We start from the raw sequence: 18,193 nt of genomic DNA, 5'->3' as shown, positions 1-18,193 counted from the left end.
GATCTAAAGATGGCTGAACCACGTTTCGTACACCTGCGGGTGCACAGCGACTATTCCATGATCGATGGGCTGGCAAAGACCGGGCCGCTGGTCAAGAAGGCGGCCTCGCTTGGCATGCCAGCGCTGGCGATCACCGATTTCACCAACCTCTGCGGGCTGGTGAAGTTCTACGGGACGGGACACGGCGCGGGGATTAAGCCGATCGTCGGCGCCGATTTCCACGTGCAGTGCGACCTGCTCGGCGACGAATTTACCGAGCTGACCGTGCTGGCGGCGAATAACACCGGCTACCAGAACCTGACTCTGCTGATTTCCCGCGCCTATCAGCGCGGCTACGGCGCCCTGGGGCCGTGGATCGATCGCGACTGGCTGGTGGAACATCAGGAAGGGCTGATTCTGCTCTCCGGCGGCCGTAAAGGCGACGTCGGCGTCAGCCTGATCCGCGGCAACATGCCGCTGGTTGAGCAGTGCGTCGCCTTCTATGAAGAGCATTTCCCGGATCGCTATTTTCTGGAGCTGATCCGCACCGGTCGTCAGGATGAAGAGAGTTATCTTCATGCCGCCGTGGCGCTGGCGGAAGCGCGTGGTCTGCCGGTGGTGGCGACCAACGATGTCCGCTTCCTCGATACTGGCGATTTTGACGCCCATGAAATCCGCGTCGCTATTCACGACGGCTTCACCCTCGACGACCCGAAACGGCCGCGCAACTACTCGCCGCAGCAATATATGCGCAGCGAGGAAGAGATGTGCGAGCTGTTCGCCGATATTCCGGAAGCGCTGGCAAACAGCGTTGAAATTGCCAAGCGCTGCAACGTCACCGTGCGGCTTGGCGAATATTTCCTGCCGCAGTTCCCGACCGGCGATATGACCACGGAAGATTTCCTGGTGATGAAATCGAAAGAGGGTCTGGAGGAGCGGCTGGAATTCCTCTTCCCGGATCCGGAAGTGCGCGCGAAGCGCCGGCCGGAATACGACGAGCGTCTGGATATCGAGCTGCAGGTGATCAACCAGATGGGTTTCCCCGGCTACTTCCTGATCGTGATGGAGTTTATCCAGTGGTCGAAGGATAACGGCGTGCCGGTCGGCCCGGGCCGCGGTTCCGGCGCCGGCTCGCTGGTGGCCTACGCGCTGAAGATCACCGATCTTGACCCGCTGGAGTTCGACCTGCTGTTCGAACGTTTCCTTAACCCGGAACGTGTCTCAATGCCCGACTTTGACGTCGACTTCTGCATGGAGAAACGCGACCAGGTTATCGAGCACGTGGCGGATATGTATGGCCGCGACGCGGTATCGCAGATCATCACCTTCGGTACCATGGCGGCGAAAGCGGTCATCCGCGACGTGGGCCGCGTGCTGGGTCACCCGTACGGCTTTGTCGACCGCATCTCCAAGCTGGTGCCGCCCGATCCGGGCATGACGCTGGCGAAAGCCTTCGAGGCCGAGCCGCAGCTGCCGGAGATCTACGAGGCGGACGAAGAAGTGAAAGCGCTGATCGACATGGCGCGTAAGCTGGAAGGGGTGACGCGAAACGCCGGTAAGCATGCGGGCGGCGTGGTTATCGCACCGACCAAGATCACCGACTTCGCCCCGCTGTATTGCGATGAGCAGGGGCTGCATCCGGTTACCCAGTTTGACAAGAACGACGTGGAATACGCCGGGCTGGTGAAATTCGACTTCCTCGGTCTGCGTACGCTCACTATCATTAACTGGGCGCTGGAGATGATTAATAAGCGCCGTGAGAAGAACGGCGAAGGGCCGCTGGATATCGCCGCCATCCCGCTGGATGACAAGAAAAGCTTCGACATGCTGCAGCGCTCGGAAACCACTGCGGTCTTCCAGCTTGAATCGCGCGGCATGAAAGATCTGATTAAACGCCTGCAGCCGGACTGCTTCGAAGATATGATCGCTCTGGTGGCCCTGTTCCGCCCGGGCCCGCTGCAGTCGGGGATGGTAGATAACTTTATCGACCGTAAGCACGGCCGAGAAGAGATCTCGTATCCGGATGTGCAGTGGCAGCATGAAAGCCTGAAACCGGTGCTGGAGCCGACCTACGGCATCATCCTGTATCAGGAACAGGTCATGCAGATTGCCCAGGTGCTGTCCGGGTATACCCTCGGCGGCGCGGATATGCTGCGTCGCGCGATGGGTAAGAAAAAGCCGGAGGAGATGGCCAAGCAGCGTTCTATCTTTGAGGATGGGGCGAAGAAAAACGGCATTGACGGCGAACTGGCGATGAAAATCTTTGACCTGGTGGAGAAATTCGCCGGTTACGGGTTTAACAAATCGCACTCCGCCGCGTACGCGCTGGTTTCTTACCAGACGCTATGGCTTAAGGCGCACTATCCGGCTGAGTTTATGGCGGCGGTAATGACCGCCGATATGGACAACACCGAGAAGGTCGTTGGCCTGGTGGACGAGTGCTGGCGGATGGGGCTGAAAATTTTGCCGCCGGATATTAACTCCGGCCTGTACCATTTCCACGTCAACGACGACGGCGAGATCGTCTACGGTATCGGCGCCATCAAGGGCGTCGGCGAAGGGCCGATCGAAGCGATCATTGAGGCGCGCAACAACGGCGGTTATTTCCGCGAGCTGTTCGACCTCTGCGCGCGGACCGATATTAAAAAGCTCAACCGTCGCGTGCTGGAAAAGCTGATTATGTCCGGGGCGTTCGATCGTCTCGGTCCGCACCGTGCGGCGCTGATGAATTCGCTGGGCGATGCGCTGAAAGCCGCCGACCAGCACGCCAAAGCCGAGGCCATCGGCCAGGCTGATATGTTCGGCGTACTGGCGGAAGAGCCTGAGCAGATTGAACAGTCCTACGCCAGCTGCCAGCCGTGGCCTGAGCAGGTGGTGCTGGATGGTGAAAGGGAGACCCTGGGGCTGTACCTGACCGGGCACCCGATTAACCAGTATCTGAAAGAGATTGAGCGCTACGTCGGCGGCGTGAGGCTCAAAGACATGCATCCGACCGATCGTGGAAAAGTGACCACGGCGGCGGGGCTGGTGATTGCGGCGCGGGTAATGGTCACCAAGCGCGGCAATCGTATCGGCATCTGTACCCTGGATGACCGTTCCGGGCGGCTGGAAGTGATGTTATTCACCGACGCGCTGGATAAATATCAGCAGTTGCTGGAAAAAGACCGCATACTTATCGTCAGCGGACAGGTCAGCTTTGATGACTTTAGCGGGGGGCTTAAAATGACCGCCCGTGAAGTCATGGACATTGACGAAGCCCGGGAAAAATATGCTCGCGGGCTTGCTATCTCGCTGACGGACAGGCAAATTGATGACCAGCTTTTAAACCGACTCCGTCAGTCTCTGGAACCCCACCGTTCGGGAACCATTCCAGTGCACCTCTACTATCAGAGGGCGGATGCACGCGCGCGGTTGCGTTTCGGCGCAACATGGCGCGTCTCTCCGAGCGATCGTTTACTCAACGATCTGCGTGGCCTTATCGGCTCGGAGCAGGTGGAACTGGAGTTTGACTAATACAGGAATACTATGAGTCTGAATTTCCTAGATTTTGAACAGCCGATTGCAGAGCTGGAAGCGAAAATCGATTCCCTGACTGCGGTAAGCCGTCAGGATGAGAAACTGGATATTAACATCGACGAAGAAGTGCATCGTCTGCGCGAGAAAAGCGTAGAGCTGACGCGCAAAATCTTCTCCGATCTCGGTGCATGGCAGGTTGCGCAACTGGCGCGCCACCCGCGCCGTCCTTACACCCTGGATTATGTCCGCCTGGCGTTCGACGAGTTTGACGAACTGGCCGGTGACCGTGCCTACGCTGACGATAAAGCGATTGTCGGCGGTATCGCGCGTCTTGATGGTCGTCCGGTGATGATCATTGGCCATCAGAAAGGTCGCGAAACCAAAGAAAAAATTCGTCGCAACTTTGGTATGCCGGCCCCGGAAGGCTACCGCAAAGCGCTGCGCCTGATGGAGATGGCTGAGCGGTTTAAAATGCCGATCATCACCTTCATCGACACCCCGGGCGCCTACCCGGGCGTTGGCGCGGAAGAGCGCGGCCAGTCGGAAGCGATCGCTCGCAATCTACGTGAAATGTCGCGTCTGAGCGTGCCGGTGATCTGCACCGTGATCGGCGAAGGCGGCTCCGGCGGCGCGCTGGCTATCGGCGTGGGTGACAAGGTCAACATGCTGCAGTACAGCACCTATTCGGTGATTTCGCCGGAAGGCTGTGCCTCCATTCTGTGGAAGAGTGCAGATAAAGCGCCGCTGGCTGCTGAAGCGATGGGTATTATCGCCCCGCGTCTGAAAGAGCTGAAGCTGATCGATTCTATCGTTCCGGAACCGCTGGGCGGCGCCCACCGCAACCCGGAAGCGATGGCGGCAAACCTGAAAGCGCAGCTGCTGGCAGACCTGGCCGATCTCGATCTGCTCAGCGAAGAAGAGCTGCTTAACCGCCGCTATCAACGTCTGATGAGCTACGGTTACGCCTAAGTATTCCGCTAGCGAAAAAGACTAAGGGCCGGATTTTCCGGCCCTTTTTTTATGTGCGATGCGCCCAGGGGATTGCTATGATGCTGGACTTAGGTGAATACCAGGAGGAAAGCGTGAATATCATCGCCATCATGGGGCCTCACGGCGTCTACCACAAAGACGAGCCGATCAAAGAACTGGAAGCGGCGCTGCAGCGCCAGGGCTTCCAGACCATCTGGCCGCAAAACAGCGCCGACCTGCTGCAGTTTATCGAGCACAACCCGCGCATCTGCGGGGTGATCTTCGACTGGGATGAATACAGCGTCGATCTGTGCAGCGATATCAATCAGCTCAATGAATACCTTCCTCTGTACGCCTTTATTAACGCCCACTCGACGATGGATGTCAGCAGTCAGGATCTGCGCATGACGCTGTGGTTCTTCGAATATGCGCTGGGACTCTCCGAAGAGATCGCCACCCGCATCGGGCAGTATACCCGCGAGTACCTGGACAATATCACCCCGCCGTTTACCCGCGCGCTGTTTAACTATGTGCAGGAGGGTAAATATACCTTTTGTACGCCGGGTCATATGGGCGGCAGCGCCTATCAGAAAAGCCCAGTGGGCTGCCTGTTCTATGACTTTTTTGGCGGGAATACGCTGAAGGCGGATGTCTCGATTTCGGTCACCGAGCTGGGCTCCCTGCTGGATCATACCGGCCCGCATCTGGAGGCGGAGGAGTATATCGCTCGCGCCTTTGGCGCCGAGCAAAGCTATATGGTGACCAACGGTACCTCAACGTCCAATAAAATTGTCGGCATGTACTCGGCGCCCGCCGGCAGCACGCTGCTGATTGACCGTAACTGTCACAAATCGCTGGCCCACCTGCTGATGATGAGCGATGTGGTTCCCCTGTGGCTGAAGCCGACCCGCAACGCGCTGGGGATCCTCGGCGGTATCCCCCGGCGCGAGTTTACCCGCGACAGTATTCAGCAGAAAGTGCGCGACACGGGCGGGGCGCAGTGGCCCGTGCATGCGGTGATCACCAACTCCACCTACGATGGCCTGCTCTACAACACCACCTGGCTTAAAGAGACGCTCGACGTCCCGTCGATCCATTTCGATTCTGCCTGGGTGCCGTATACCCATTTCCATCCGATATATCAGGGGAAAAGCGGCATGAGCGGTGAGCGGATCCCCGGTAAAGTCATCTTCGAGACGCAGTCGACGCATAAGATGCTGGCCGCGCTGTCGCAGGCCTCGTTGATCCACATTAAGGGCAACTATGATGAAGAGACCTTTAATGAAGCCTTTATGATGCATACCTCTACATCGCCGAGCTACCCCATCGTCGCGTCGATTGAGACCGCGGCGGCGATGCTGCGCGGTAACTCCGGTAAGCGCCTGATCCAGCGCTCCATTGAGCGGGCGCTGGACTTCCGTAAAGAGGTGCAGCGACTGCGCGAAGAGTCGGACGGCTGGTTCTTTGATATCTGGCAGCCGGAAGCGGTGGATAAAGCCGAGTGCTGGCCGGTAGCGCCGGGCGAAGACTGGCACGGTTTCAAAGATGCCGATGCGGATCATATGTATCTCGATCCGGTGAAGGTCACCATTCTGACGCCGGGCATGGACGAGCAAGGGAATATGGATGAAGAGGGGATCCCGGCGGCGCTGGTGGCGAAGTTCCTCGACGAGCGGGGCGTGGTGGTGGAGAAAACAGGCCCCTACAACCTGCTGTTCCTCTTTAGCATCGGTATCGATAAAACCCGGGCGATGGGGCTGCTGCGCGGCCTGACCGAATTTAAGCGTGCCTACGATCTCAATCTGCGGGTGAAGAATATGCTGCCGGATCTGTACGCCGAAGATCCCGACTTCTACCGCAATATGCGGATCCAGGATCTGGCGCAGGGGATCCACCGCTTGATCCGCCAGCACCAGCTGCCGCAGCTGATGCTCAGCGCCTTTGACGTCCTGCCGGAAATGAAAATGACGCCGCATCATGCCTGGCAGCGCCAGATTAAAGGTGAGGTGGAAACCATTGAACTGGAGAACCTGGTGGGCCGGATTTCGGCCAACATGATCCTCCCTTATCCGCCGGGGGTACCGCTGCTGATGCCAGGAGAGATGATCACGGAGGAGAGCCGGGCGGTGCTCGACTTCCTGCTGATGCTCTGCTCCATAGGACGTCATTACCCGGGGTTTGAGACCGATATTCACGGCGCGAAGCGCGATGAGGACGGCGTTTATCGGGTACGAGTCTTAAAAAATGACGAAAGGCTTGCGCATTAACGGCGCGCACGAGTAACGTGGCTGGCTTAACAGAAGGAGTTTGACCATGCTGGGTTTGAAACGGGTTCACCATATTGCCATCATTGCGACCGACTACGCCCGCAGTAAAGCGTTCTATTGCGATACTCTGGGGTTTACGCTGCAAAGCGAGTTTTATCGCGCCGAGCGTGACTCCTGGAAAGGCGATCTGGCGCTCAACGGCGAGTATGTGATTGAGCTGTTCTCGTTCCCGTTTCCGCCGGCCCGCCCCAGTCGTCCGGAAGCCTGCGGGCTGCGTCATCTGGCCTTTAGCGTGGATGATATCGACGCTGCGGTAGCGCATTTGACTGCGCATGGCGTGGAGTGCGAAGCGATTCGCGTCGATCCCTTTACCGGTAAACGCTTTACCTTCTTTAGCGATCCGGACGACCTGCCGCTGGAAATATATCAGCAGTAAACCTTGCCAGCGCGACCCTGGCCCGGTAACGTGCCGGGCCATCACTTCTCGGTATGTTTGTGGTTATGACGGCTGACATTGCGCATACGCTTCATCCCCATCGCCAGCTGCTGGTGGCCTTCAGCGGCGGTCTGGACTCGACGGTTCTTCTGCATCAGCTGGTGCTGCTGCGGGAACAGGATCCCTCGCTGACGCTGCGGGCGGTGCATGTTCACCACGGCCTTAGCGCCCACGCAGACGACTGGGTGGCGCACTGTCGGCAGATTTGCCAGCAGTGGCAGGTGCCGTTGGTGGTGCATCGCGTGACGTTAGCCCGGGGCGGCCTGGGCGTCGAGGCCCATGCCCGTGCGGCGCGCTATCAGGCCTTTCAGGATACGCTCAATGCCGGCGAGGTGTTAGTGACCGCCCAGCACCAGGATGACCAATGCGAAACGCTGCTGCTGGCGTTAAAACGCGGCAGCGGTCCTACTGGTCTGTCGGCGATGGCGCCATCCTCTGCCTTTGCCGAGAGCCGACTACTGCGTCCTCTCCTCAATGAAACCCGCGAATCGCTACGCCAGTGGGCGCTCGCCCATCAGTTGTCGTGGATTGAAGATGAGAGTAATCAGGACGATACCTATGACCGCAACTTTCTGCGCCTGCGGGTGATCCCGCTGCTGCGCGAGCGCTGGCCGCACTTTAGCGAGGCCGTCGCCCGCAGCGCCAGCCTGTGCGCCGAGCAGGAGCAACTGCTGGACGAGTTACTGGCGGCGGAGCTCGCGTCGCTGGCGGCCGAAGACGGGTCGCTGGCTATCGCGCCACTGACGTCGATGAGTTCTCCCCGCCGCGCGGCGCTGCTGCGTCGCTGGCTCGCCGGGCAGCGGGCGCCGATGCCGGCCCGCGAGGTGCCGGAGCGCCTCTGGCACGAGGTGGCGCTGGCGCGGGAAGATGCCAGCCCCTGCCTGCGGTTGGGGGAATTTACCGTCCGTCGTTTTCAGCAGCGCTTGTACTGGGTGAGATATGTACCCGGGCAGGCGGATAGCGTCCAGCACTGGCCCGACTGGCGCCAGCCGCTGCGGCTGGCGGACGGTCTCGGCGAGCTGATGCTGCAGCCGGGCGGCAGGCTGCGCCCGCCCTCGGCGGATGAGCCGATCACCGTCCGCTTTCGCGCCAGCGGCAATCTGCATATCGTCGGGCGTCATGGCGGCCGTAAGCTAAAGAAGATCTGGCAGGAGCTGGGCGTTGCTCCGTGGCGACGAGACACCACGCCGCTGCTGTTTTACGGTGAAACGCCGATTGCCGCAGCGGACAATCTGTTTGTGACCCACGAAGGTGAAGTCAAAGACGGGGAAGGGGTCAGTCTGACATGGAGGAAAACGGGCGGTTAAGCCCGTTTTGATTCAGGATTCGCTCACCACCACGGTGCCGATTTCCGGGTGACTGAAGCTGGCGATTTTATCCAGGCGCAGCTCGCGGACGTTGCCGGCGAGTTCGACCACCAGATACTCGATATTTTTACGCGAGATTAGATCGCTGGCCTTCGCCTGCAGCTGTTCGCCATCCTTCAGCGCCAGCGTCAGCACCAGGTGATGCTGGCAGGCCAGCTCCAGGTTGTCGTAATCATCGCAGTTAATGGGTTGATAAGTATCATTCATTGACATAATCGCTCACCAGTAAGTTTGCTGCCGCATAAGCGGCCTTTTCCCTGACTGACTCCGAAAGGGCCTCATCCGCCGCAATCTCATTCAATACTTTCAACACGCAACCCAGCGCATCCGGGATATACCCTAAGTCTCCGCTGGCTATTTCCGCATACCGCTTGCGTATTAACTCACAATAGTGGTCCACATGCCCTCCTGTCAGCGTTCTGACTCAACCGTGGGATGCAAGTTTAAGCCTACGAAGATAAACTCTGTTTAGCAAGGGAACTATATCATAGTCATTTAAGCAATTTCAGCAGGATGAAACAGGTTGCTGCGATTGCTGACAGCCTTTTGCCGCCAGTTTCGCTACAATGTACGCCATTTTTTTCAGGAGTTTATTCATGGCGCTGAAAGCGACGATATATAAAGCCGCGGTGAATGTAGCCGATCTGGATCGCAACCAGTTTCTGGATGCTAACCTGACGCTGGCGCAGCACCCGTCGGAAACCCAGGAGCGCATGATGCTGCGCCTGCTGGCGTGGATCAAATATGCCGATGAACGGCTGCAGTTTACGCGCGGCCTCTCGTCAGACGACGAGCCGGAGCTGTGGCTGCTTAACGATCATCTCGGGGTTGATCTGTGGATCGAGCTGGGGCTGCCGGACGAAAAACGTATCAAGAAAGCCTGCTCGCGGGCGCAGGCGGTGGCGTTGTTCGCCTATAACAGCCGGGCGGCTGAAATCTGGTGGCAGCAAAATCAGAACAAGCTTGCGGCGTACCCGAAGCTGACCATCTGGTATCTTGATGATGCCCAGCTGGCGCAGCTTAGCGCTTTTGCCGACCGCACGATGACGCTGCAGGCTACTTTGCAGGAGGGGAGCATCTGGTTATCCGATGCTCAGAATAATCTGGAAATTCAGCTTACCGCCTGGCAAGCGCCGGCATGATTGCTATCAGCCGCAGTGTGGCCATTGCTGACAACGAGATCACGCTGGAAGGTATTCGCGCCCAGGGGGCCGGGGGCCAGCACGTGAACAAAGCGTCGACCGCGATCCATCTGCGCTTCGATATTAAAGCCTCGAGCCTGCCGGCGTTTTACAAAGAGCGCCTGCTCGCCGCCAGCCATCACTTAATTTCTGCTGACGGTGTGGTTATCATTAAGGCTCAGGAATATCGCAGTCAGGAGATGAACCGCGAAGCGGCGATCGCCCGGCTGGTGGCCCTTATCAAAGAATTAACCGCAGTGCAAAAAAGTCGCCGGGAGACGCGACCGACTCGGGCATCCAAAGAGCGTCGCCTTGCTTCTAAGGCGCAAAAGTCCTCAGTCAAGGCGCTGCGTGGAAAAGTTCGCCAGTGAAGGCGTCGGCGAACGGGTGGAATGGATCATAAGGAAAGTAGAGTGAAGAAAATCATATTCTCCGTGATAGCGGCCTGTTCGCTGTTCGCGCTGTTTGGTTGTAACCATCGCGCCGAAAATGACACGGTTCAGCCGGCAGCGATGGAAGAGCTCAAACCGATGCAGCAAAGCTGGCGTGGGGTGCTGCCCTGCGCGGATTGCGAAGGCATCGACACCTCGCTGTTCCTGGAAAAAGACGGTACCTGGGTGATGAATGAGCACTACCAGGGCGCTGGTCGTGAACCATCTTCCTTTGCCTCTTACGGCACCTGGGCGCGTACAGCGGATAAGCTGGTACTGACCAACAGCAAGGGCGAAAAATCGTACTTTCGCGCGAAGGGCGACAAGCTGGAGATGCTCGACCGCAACGGGAGTCCCATTCAGTCTCCTCTCAACTATACCCTGGAGCCGGTGAAGGCCAGCCTGCCGACCACCCCGATGGCGATGCGTGGCATGTACTTCTATATGGCCGATGCGGCAACCTTTACTGATTGCGCGACCGGTAAACGCGTCGCGGTGGCGAACAATGCCCAGCTTGAGCGGGATTATGCCGCTGCCCGCGGCAATGATTCACGTCCGGTTCTGCTGGTGGTGGAAGGGCACTTTACCCTCGAGGCGAACCCGGATACCGGCGAAATGATGAAAACGCTGATGACGGATCAGGCCGGCAAATTTATTCCAGGGAAAGACTGCGGACACTGATTGTCCGGCTCCTGCCCGGGGAATGGGCAGGAGATACGCCTCAGCGGTAGCCGGCCAGCGGACTTCGTTCATGGTGGTTTTACCGTCCCCCTTTTCCACCAACCATAGCGCACGAATCATGAGCCTCATGACGGGTGGGAAAGGGCAAATCGTTCTTTTACTCCGCACCGGCCTTCGGTTTGTTCACCAGATACAGCGCGACGTGGCTCACGGAAGAGGGACTGAAGGCGCGGATCCCAAACGAAGTGACGCCGAGGCTGGAGAAGAAGAGCAGGTCGCCGGAACGTAGGTCGCTTTCGGCGATTTCGCGCAGTCCGCTGCCGGCAATCGAGCTTTGGCGCTGGAGGGGGACCGCCCATGGCAGTGAGCGGCTATCGGTCGCGGATGCGGAAGGGGCGTTACGGCCGACGTCTACAGTGCAGGCGGTAGGCAGGAGCAGGGTGGAGGTCAGCAGCCCGCTGCTGAGAAGAGGTGCAGTCATGGGTACAGTCCTTGTAAAAAAAAGGCCCTGACATCCGTTCAGGGCCCTGGTTGGGTGATTAGCCTTTTATCGCTTTAACCAGATATTCCACAATATCCCCGGTCTTAATCAGCTGCTTCTCACCGTTGCGACGATACTTGTATTCGATATCGTCATTGTCGAGGTTACGATCGCCCAGCACGATGGTGTGCGGGATACCGATCAGCTCCATATCGGCGAACATCACGCCCGGACGCTCTTTACGATCGTCCATCAGCACTTCAATACCCTGGGCGCTCAGCTCGGCGTACAGTTTCTCCGCCAGCTCCTGCACACGGTAAGATTTGTGCATGTTCATCGGCAGGATCGCCACCTGGAACGGCGCAATCGCATCCGGCCAGACGATACCGCGATCGTCAAAGTTCTGCTCAATCGCCGCCGCCACTACGCGAGTGACCCCGATACCATAGCAACCCATCGTCAGGATCTGGTTGCGACCATCTTCGCCCTGGACCGCGGCTTTCATCGCCTCGGAGTACTTCGTCCCCAGCTGGAAGATATGACCCACTTCGATACCGCGCTTGATAAGCAGGGTACCTTTGCCGTCCGGGCTCGGATCGCCGGCGACGACGTTACGGATGTCCGCGACTTCCGGCGTGGCGACATCGCGGTCCCAGTTGATGCCGAAGTAGTGTTTGCCATCGATGTTGGCGCCGGCGGCGAAATCGCTCATCACCGCCACAGTACGGTCGATAATCACCGGCACCGGCAGGTTCACCGGACCCAGGGAGCCCGGACCGGCTTTCACCAGGGCGCGGATCTCTTCTTCGGTGGCGAAGGTCAGCGGGCTGGCGACCTGCGGCAGTTTTTCCGCTTTCACTTCGTTCAGCTCGTGATCGCCGCGCACCAGCAGGGCAACCAGCGGGGAAGCGCTATCTTCAACCGCTTTCACCAGCAGGGTTTTCACGGTTTTTTCGATCGGCAGGTTGAACTGCTCAACCAGCTCGGCGATGGTTTTGGCGTTCGGCGTGTCGACCAGGGTCATCTCCTGGGTGGCGGCCGCGCGCGGCGTTTTCGGCGCAACGGCTTCCGCAAACTCGATGTTTGCCGCGTAGTCGGAGCTGTCGGAGAAGATCACATCGTCTTCGCCGCTCTGCGCCAGCACCTGGAATTCATGAGAGGCGCTGCCGCCGATAGAGCCGGTATCAGCCTGTACCGCGCGGAAGTCCAGCCCCATGCGGCTGAAGATTTTACTGTAAGCGGCGTACATCGCATCGTAGGTTTCCTGCAGCGATTCCTGCGAAGTATGGAAAGAGTACGCATCTTTCATCAGGAATTCGCGGGAGCGCATCACGCCGAAACGCGGACGCACTTCGTCGCGGAATTTGGTCTGGATCTGATAGAAGTTCAGCGGCAGCTGCTTATAGGAGTTCAGCTCGTTGCGGATCAGGTCGGTGATGACCTCTTCGTGGGTTGGACCGAGGACGAACGGACGATCGCCACGATCGGCAATGCGCAGCAGTTCCGGGCCGTACTGCTCCCAGCGACCGCTCTCCTGCCATAGTTCAGATGGCTGAACGACCGGCATTAACACCTCGATCGCACCGGCGTTGTTCATCTCTTCACGCACGATGTTTTCGACTTTTTTCAGGACGCGCACGCCGGTCGGCAGCCAGGTGTATAACCCGGAGGCCAGCTTGCGGATCATCCCGGCGCGCAGCATCAGCTGGTGGCTGATTACCTCGGCGTCGGCAGGTGTCTCCTTCAGAGTGGAGAGCAGATATTGGCTAGTACGCATGTTGTAACGGTTCCAGTTAAACGAGCGGAACAGGCTGGTTGCCCAGCCTGAAACAAAAAAAGTGGTTTAGTTTACCAGTGTGGCAAAGATGCCAAAAGAGAGGAAAATAAAATTAGCGCGCTTCGAGGGCAAAGACTTCAAAACCGGCGGCAGTCACCCGCCAGCGGACGTTGAAATCCAGCAGCCAGACAGCGTAATTTTTACCTGCCTCTTCCTCTTTACGGTAGGCCGGGCGCGGATCCTGCGCCAGCACCTCTCGGATAAACGCCTTCAGATGCGGATAACGCTTCTCCAGATGCAAAAGCTGCGTTTCGACCTCGGCGGTAAAACTGACGACCTGATCCGCCTGCGGTGCCTGTTGCGCGTAGCTGGCGTGCGCGTTGGGCAGCGCTTCGGCAAACGGCAGATAGGGTTTGATGTCGACCACCGGCGTACCGTCGACGAGATCGAGGCTGCCGAGCTCCAGTATCACCTGCTCTTTCTGACAGCGAACGCCCTTCAGCTCAACCAGCGACATGCCAATGGGATTGGGGCGAAACGTGGAACGGGTGGCGAAGACGCCCATACGCGCGTTGCCCCCGAGACGGGGAGGGCGCACCGTCGGACGCCAGCCGCCTTCCATGGTCTGATGAAACACAAACAAGATCCACAGATGGCTGAAGCTTTCCAGACCACGCACGGCGTCGGCCTGGTTGTAGGGCGCGATCAGATGGAGTTCTCCGCCGCCGTGCTTGACCAGACCCGGCTGGCGAGGCACGGCAAACTTCTCTTTATACGGCGAGCGGATAACGCCTATCTGCGCGAACTGAAATGCACTCATTGCGCCGATACGTTAAGCGCCGAGCCCAGACAAACCGCCTGACGGTAGCAGCCTGGGGTACCGCTGGTCACTTCGCAGCGGTGCAGCAGGACAGCATTGGCTTTCATTCGTGCGGCATTAATCTGCAGGCGCTTGCGGGCGGTAGGGATATTCGGCGGAGAATCCTGATTCGAAGCCTGGCAGGACTCGCCAGACACTTCACCCAGATCGCGGAACGGTTTACCTACCAGCTCTGACGCATCGGTATAAATACGTACCGGCGCCGGACGGGTTGCGCGTGGTTTGGTCGGCTCCGATTTAACCGGAGGAGTTGCAGTGCTTTGAACAGGCTCGACGGGAGATCTGCTTAGCATGGAACAACCGCTTAACATGAGTGCTATCAAACAGACCGGTAAAGCACGCATAATATTTCCTCAATGAATAAAAAACAGGGCGTTATTGAATCAGGTGCTTGCATAAATGACAAGACGGGCGTGAAGCCCGTCCTGAATGATATTACGGTGAGAAAAGATTACCAGCCTTTCACTGCGCCGCCGTTAAAGATCTTGTTTGCTGCTTCGTAAACTTCATCGCTCTGGTAAGCCTGAACGAATTTTTTCACATTCTCAGCATCTTTATTGTCTTCACGCGCCACGATCAGGTTCACGTACGGCGACTCTTTCCCTTCAACAAAGATGCCGTCTTTCGCCGGGGTCAGGCCAATCTGACTGGCGTAAGTGGTGTTGATAACGGCCAGCGCAATCTGCGCGTCGTCGAGAGAACGCGGCAGCTGCGGCGCTTCCAGTTCAACAATCTTCAGGTTTTTCGGGTTCTCGACGATATCCAGCGAGGTCGGCAGCAGGCCAACGCCGTCTTTCAGTTTGATCAGGCCCACCTGCTGCAGCAGCAGCAGAGAACGACCGAGGTTGGTCGGATCGTTAGGGACGGCGATCTGCGAGCCCGGCTGCAGTTCGTCCAGCGATTTGATTTTCTTCGAGTAACCCGCGATCGGGTAGACGAAGGTGTTGCCGACAGCCACCAGCTTGTAGCCGCGGTCTTTAATCTGCTGGTCGAGGTACGGTTTATGCTGGAAGGCGTTGACGTCGATATCACCTTTGCTCAGCGCTTCGTTCGGCAGAACGTAATCGTTGAAGGTCACCAGCTCAACGTCAAGGCCATACTTCTCTTTTGCCACTTTCTGCGCGACTTCAGCGACCTGCTGCTCCGCCCCGACGATAACGCCGACTTTAATATGATTCGGATCTTTTTCATCCTGACCGCAACCCACCAGCGCCAGAGAACCGATTAACGCACCAACTGCCGCAAAGGTTTTGAAATTAAAGGCCATGTTATTTCCTTCCTGTAAGAATGAGTGTTGTCTGCCAATAACGTTATTTATGAGTCACAGCCCGGACGATGCGATCGCCAGAGAATTGAATTAAATAAACCAGAATAACCAGCAATACCAGTACGGTATTCATCACGGTGGCGTTGTAGCCGATATAGCCATACTGATAACCAATCTGCCCCAAACCGCCGGCGCCCACCGCGCCGCCCATGGCGGAATAGCCCACCAGGGTGATAAGAGTGATAGTGGCGGCGTTGACCAGACCCGGCAGCGCTTCAGGCAGCAGAACCTTACGCACGATCTGCAGCGGCGTAGCGCCCATTGCCCGGGAGGCTTCAATAAGGCCTGTCGGGATCTCCAGCAGCGCGTTCTCCACCATGCGAGCGATAAACGGCGCGGCGCCCACTGTCAACGGCACGATCGCCGCCTGCAGGCCGATTGAGGTGCCGACGATCACGCGGGTAAACGGGATCATCCAGACCAACAGGATAATGAACGGGATGGAGCGGAAAATGTTCACCAGCGCCGACAGCGTCCGGTACAGTTTAGCATTGGCGACGATTTGCCCCGGACGGGTCACGTACAGCAGCACGCCCACCGGCAGACCAAGGACAAAACCGAAGAAGCCGGAGACAAAGGTCATTGCCAGCGTTTCCCATACGCCGCGCAACAGCAGCCACATCATTGCCTCAGACATAACCCAATACCTCTACTTTTACATGATGTTCCTGCAGCCAGGCGATAGCCGCCTGAGTGTCTTCCTGTGTACCGTGCATTTCAGTCAGCATGATGCCGAACTTCACTCCGCCGGCATAATCCATCTGCGCGCTAATAATGTTGTTATTCACGTTGAAGCGACGCGCGGTTTCAGAAAGCAGCGGCGCATCGACGGAGTGGCCGGTAAATTCCATGCGCAGCATCGGTACGCTATCCGCTGTAGCGGTAGGTTTCAGGCGCGCCTGGTAGTCATCCGGAATATCCAGGTGCAGGGTCGACTGAATAAACTGCTGGGCCAGCGGCGTCTTCGGATGGGAGAAGACTTCGCTCACCGTGTCCTGCTCAATCAACTGGCCGTTGCTAATCACTGCCACGCAGTCGCAAATGCGTTTCACCACATCCATTTCGTGGGTGATCAGCAGGATGGTCAGCCCCAGACGACGGTTAATATCTTTCAGCAGTTCGAGAATGGAACGGGTGGTGGCCGGATCCAGGGCGCTGGTGGCTTCATCGCACAGCAGTACCTTGGGGTTACTGGCCAGCGCGCGGGCAATGGCGACACGCTGTTTCTGACCGCCGGAGAGATTAGCCGGATAGCTGTCGTGCTTATCACCCAGGCCGACAAGATCCAGCAGCTCCGTCACGCGGCGTTTGATTTCTGCCTGTGGCGTGTTATCCAGCTCCAGAGGTAACGCCACGTTGCCGAAAACGGTGCGGGATGCCAGCAGGTTAAAATGCTGGAAAATCATGCCAATCTGACGGCGAGCGCGGGTTAGCTCTTTTTCCGACAGCGCAGTCAGCTCCTGACCGTCAACCTGTACGCTGCCCTCGGTCGGGCGCTCCAGCAGGTTAACGCAGCGAATCAGCGTACTTTTACCGGCGCCGGAGGCACCGATGACGCCGTAAATCTGTCCGGCAGGGACATGCAGGCTGACGTTATTCAGCGCCTGAATGCTGCGATTCCCCTGCTGGAACACTTTGGTGATATTGGAAAGTTTAATCATCAGTTATTTATTATCGTTTAGCCGTTTGCCGTGGCATTTTCTTCTGCCGTATCCAGGCGATGCCTGGCAATGAAATGGATGTTAAGGCATCCAGACGTCTAAATCAATCTGACTCTTTATAATGAGCACTTTCTTGCATGCGGAAACATGCGATACTAACGGCACTAGCCTTTTTCAGGAGCAAACCGGTGGCAAAGTCAGTACCCGCAATTTTTCTCGACCGTGACGGCACTATTAATGTCGATCATGGCTACGTCCACGAAATCGACAATTTTGAATTTATCGATGGCGTCATTGACGCAATGCGCGAACTAAAAGAGATGGGCTACGCGCTGGTGCTGGTCACTAACCAGTCCGGTATTGCTCGCGGTAAATTTACCGAAGCCCAGTTTGAAACGCTGACCGAATGGATGGACTGGTCCCTGGCAGACCGTGGCGTCGATCTGGACGGTATCTATTATTGCCCGCATCACCCGCAGGGTGCGGTTGAGGAGTACCGTCAGACCTGTGATTGCCGTAAACCGCATCCGGGGATGCTGATCTCCGCCCGCGATTATCTGCATATCGATATGGCCGCTTCCTATATGGTTGGGGACAAACTGGAAGATATGCAGGCTGCAGCGGCTGCTGATGTCGGTACTAAAGTGCTGGTGCGTACCGGTAAGCCTGTTACTGAAGAAGCGGAAAAAGCCGCGGACTGGGTGCTAAATAGCCTGACAGAGCTGCCGGCGGCGATTAAAAAGCAGCAAAAATAAGCGTTACGTATAAAAGATGAGCGGTTGAAATAAAATTGTATTTTTCCGCTTGTCATTCCCGGCGGGCTCCCTATAATGCGCCTCCATCGACACGGCGGATGTGAATCACTTCACACAAACAGCCGGTTCGGTTGAAGAGAAAAATCCTGAAAAACGGGTTGACTCTGAAAGAGGAAAGCGTAATATACGCCACCTCGCGACAGAGCGCTAAAGCGCGTCGCAACTGCTCTTTAACAATTTATCAGACAATCTGTGTGGGCACTCAAAGTGACATGGATTCTTAACGTCCCCGGACGAAAAATGAATACCAAGTCTCAAGAGTGAACACGTAATTCATTACGAAGTTTAATTCTTTGAGCATCAAACTTAAATTGAAGAGTTTGATCATGGCTCAGATTGAACGCTGGCGGCAGGCCTAACACATG

Annotated in this window: 17 protein-coding genes and 1 pseudogene; 9 read left to right on the top strand and 9 right to left on the bottom strand. The window is 57.4% G+C overall.

What is annotated here, in order from left to right; translation table 11 throughout:
- Positions 1–9 precede the first annotated feature (9 nt).
- The 5 genes from dnaE to tilS all read left to right on the top strand — a co-directional run bounded on the left by dnaE (position 10) and on the right by tilS (position 8,534).
- Complete coding sequence (gene dnaE / locus GT756_RS20695; RefSeq protein ID WP_017900653.1) at positions 10–3,492, top strand: DNA polymerase III subunit alpha; 3,483 nt, start codon at positions 10–12, stop codon at positions 3,490–3,492.
- A gap of 12 nt (positions 3,493–3,504) precedes the next feature.
- A complete protein-coding gene (gene accA, locus GT756_RS20690) occupies positions 3,505–4,464 on the top strand; it encodes an acetyl-CoA carboxylase carboxyl transferase subunit alpha (protein WP_004204460.1) in 960 nt (319 codons plus the stop codon).
- 113 nt (positions 4,465–4,577) lie between these two features.
- Entirely contained in the window at positions 4,578–6,731 is a 2,154-nt protein-coding gene (locus GT756_RS20685) for a lysine decarboxylase LdcC (protein WP_160125075.1), read from the top strand.
- 46 nt (positions 6,732–6,777) lie between these two features.
- Positions 6,778–7,167 (top strand): VOC family protein, encoded by a 390-nt coding sequence (locus GT756_RS20680; protein WP_004204463.1) that lies wholly within the window; start codon positions 6,778–6,780, stop codon positions 7,165–7,167.
- Positions 7,168–7,220: 53 nt separating this feature from the next.
- Complete coding sequence (tilS, locus tag GT756_RS20675) at positions 7,221–8,534, top strand: tRNA lysidine(34) synthetase TilS (RefSeq protein WP_160125040.1); 1,314 nt, start codon at positions 7,221–7,223, stop codon at positions 8,532–8,534.
- A gap of 12 nt (positions 8,535–8,546) precedes the next feature.
- Here tilS and rof read toward each other — a convergent pair whose 3' ends face one another.
- Together rof and GT756_RS20665 are read right to left on the bottom strand one after the other, a co-directional pair.
- Complete coding sequence (rof, locus tag GT756_RS20670) at positions 8,547–8,807, bottom strand: Rho-binding antiterminator (RefSeq protein WP_002889424.1); 261 nt, start codon at positions 8,805–8,807, stop codon at positions 8,547–8,549.
- The gene (locus GT756_RS20665; RefSeq protein ID WP_002889429.1) at positions 8,794–8,994 is read right to left on the bottom strand and encodes a YaeP family protein; all 201 of its coding nucleotides are present in this window, start codon (positions 8,992–8,994) and stop codon (positions 8,794–8,796) included. The genes rof and GT756_RS20665 overlap by 14 nt, the downstream gene beginning before the upstream one ends.
- Positions 8,995–9,190: 196 nt before the next feature.
- Here GT756_RS20665 and GT756_RS20660 point away from each other — a divergent pair, with 196 nt between their 5' ends.
- Genes GT756_RS20660 through nlpE form a run of 3 tightly spaced genes read left to right on the top strand, consistent with a single transcriptional unit; the run spans position 9,191 to position 10,887 of the window.
- Positions 9,191–9,736 carry a YaeQ family protein gene (locus GT756_RS20660; RefSeq protein WP_004204466.1) on the top strand — a complete coding sequence of 182 codons (546 nt, stop codon included), beginning with the start codon at positions 9,191–9,193 and terminating at the stop codon, positions 9,734–9,736.
- A complete protein-coding gene (gene arfB, locus GT756_RS20655; RefSeq protein ID WP_109938365.1) occupies positions 9,733–10,146 on the top strand; it encodes an alternative ribosome rescue aminoacyl-tRNA hydrolase ArfB in 414 nt (137 codons plus the stop codon). Before GT756_RS20660 ends, arfB begins: the two co-directional genes overlap by 4 nt.
- Before the next feature lie 42 nt (positions 10,147–10,188).
- Positions 10,189–10,887 carry an envelope stress response activation lipoprotein NlpE gene (gene nlpE / locus GT756_RS20650; RefSeq protein ID WP_004204471.1) on the top strand — a complete coding sequence of 233 codons (699 nt, stop codon included), beginning with the start codon at positions 10,189–10,191 and terminating at the stop codon, positions 10,885–10,887.
- Positions 10,888–11,074: 187 nt separating this feature from the next.
- Here the strand turns inward: nlpE and GT756_RS20645 are convergent.
- The 7 genes and pseudogenes from GT756_RS20645 to metN all read right to left on the bottom strand — a co-directional run.
- Positions 11,075–11,368 (bottom strand): annotated as a pseudogene (locus GT756_RS20645) (hypothetical protein); the annotation flags it as partial.
- Positions 11,369–11,426: 58 nt separating this feature from the next.
- Complete coding sequence (proS, locus tag GT756_RS20640) at positions 11,427–13,145, bottom strand: proline--tRNA ligase (protein WP_004204474.1); 1,719 nt, start codon at positions 13,143–13,145, stop codon at positions 11,427–11,429.
- A 112-nt stretch (positions 13,146–13,257) separates the two neighbouring features.
- A complete protein-coding gene (gene tsaA / locus GT756_RS20635) occupies positions 13,258–13,965 on the bottom strand; it encodes a tRNA (N6-threonylcarbamoyladenosine(37)-N6)-methyltransferase TrmO (protein WP_017900660.1) in 708 nt (235 codons plus the stop codon).
- Entirely contained in the window at positions 13,962–14,369 is a 408-nt protein-coding gene (rcsF, locus tag GT756_RS20630; RefSeq protein ID WP_004204477.1) for an Rcs stress response system protein RcsF, read from the bottom strand. Before rcsF ends, tsaA begins: the two co-directional genes overlap by 4 nt.
- 107 nt (positions 14,370–14,476) lie before the next feature.
- On the bottom strand, positions 14,477–15,292 hold the full coding sequence (gene metQ / locus GT756_RS20625; protein ID WP_002889445.1) for a methionine ABC transporter substrate-binding lipoprotein MetQ: 816 nt from the start codon (positions 15,290–15,292) through the stop codon (positions 14,477–14,479).
- Positions 15,293–15,335: 43 nt separating this feature from the next.
- Positions 15,336–15,989 (bottom strand): methionine ABC transporter permease MetI, encoded by a 654-nt coding sequence (locus tag GT756_RS20620; protein ID WP_004204478.1) that lies wholly within the window; start codon positions 15,987–15,989, stop codon positions 15,336–15,338.
- Positions 15,982–17,013 carry a methionine ABC transporter ATP-binding protein MetN gene (gene metN / locus GT756_RS20615; RefSeq protein WP_002889450.1) on the bottom strand — a complete coding sequence of 344 codons (1,032 nt, stop codon included), beginning with the start codon at positions 17,011–17,013 and terminating at the stop codon, positions 15,982–15,984. The genes GT756_RS20620 and metN overlap by 8 nt, the downstream gene beginning before the upstream one ends.
- Positions 17,014–17,201: 188 nt before the next feature.
- Here metN and gmhB point away from each other — a divergent pair, with 188 nt between their 5' ends.
- Positions 17,202–17,768, top strand: coding sequence for a D-glycero-beta-D-manno-heptose 1,7-bisphosphate 7-phosphatase (gene gmhB, locus GT756_RS20610; RefSeq protein ID WP_004204479.1), 567 nt, complete (start codon positions 17,202–17,204; stop codon positions 17,766–17,768).
- Positions 17,769–18,193: the final 425 nt, after the last annotated feature.

Origin of the sequence: Klebsiella sp. Q2, assembly GCF_009900705.1 — a bacterium.
Classification (GTDB): Bacteria; Pseudomonadota; Gammaproteobacteria; order Enterobacterales; family Enterobacteriaceae; genus Klebsiella; species Klebsiella quasipneumoniae.
The sequence above is the reverse complement of the archived record's forward strand: the minus strand, read 5'-3'. Positions and strand labels throughout refer to the sequence as shown.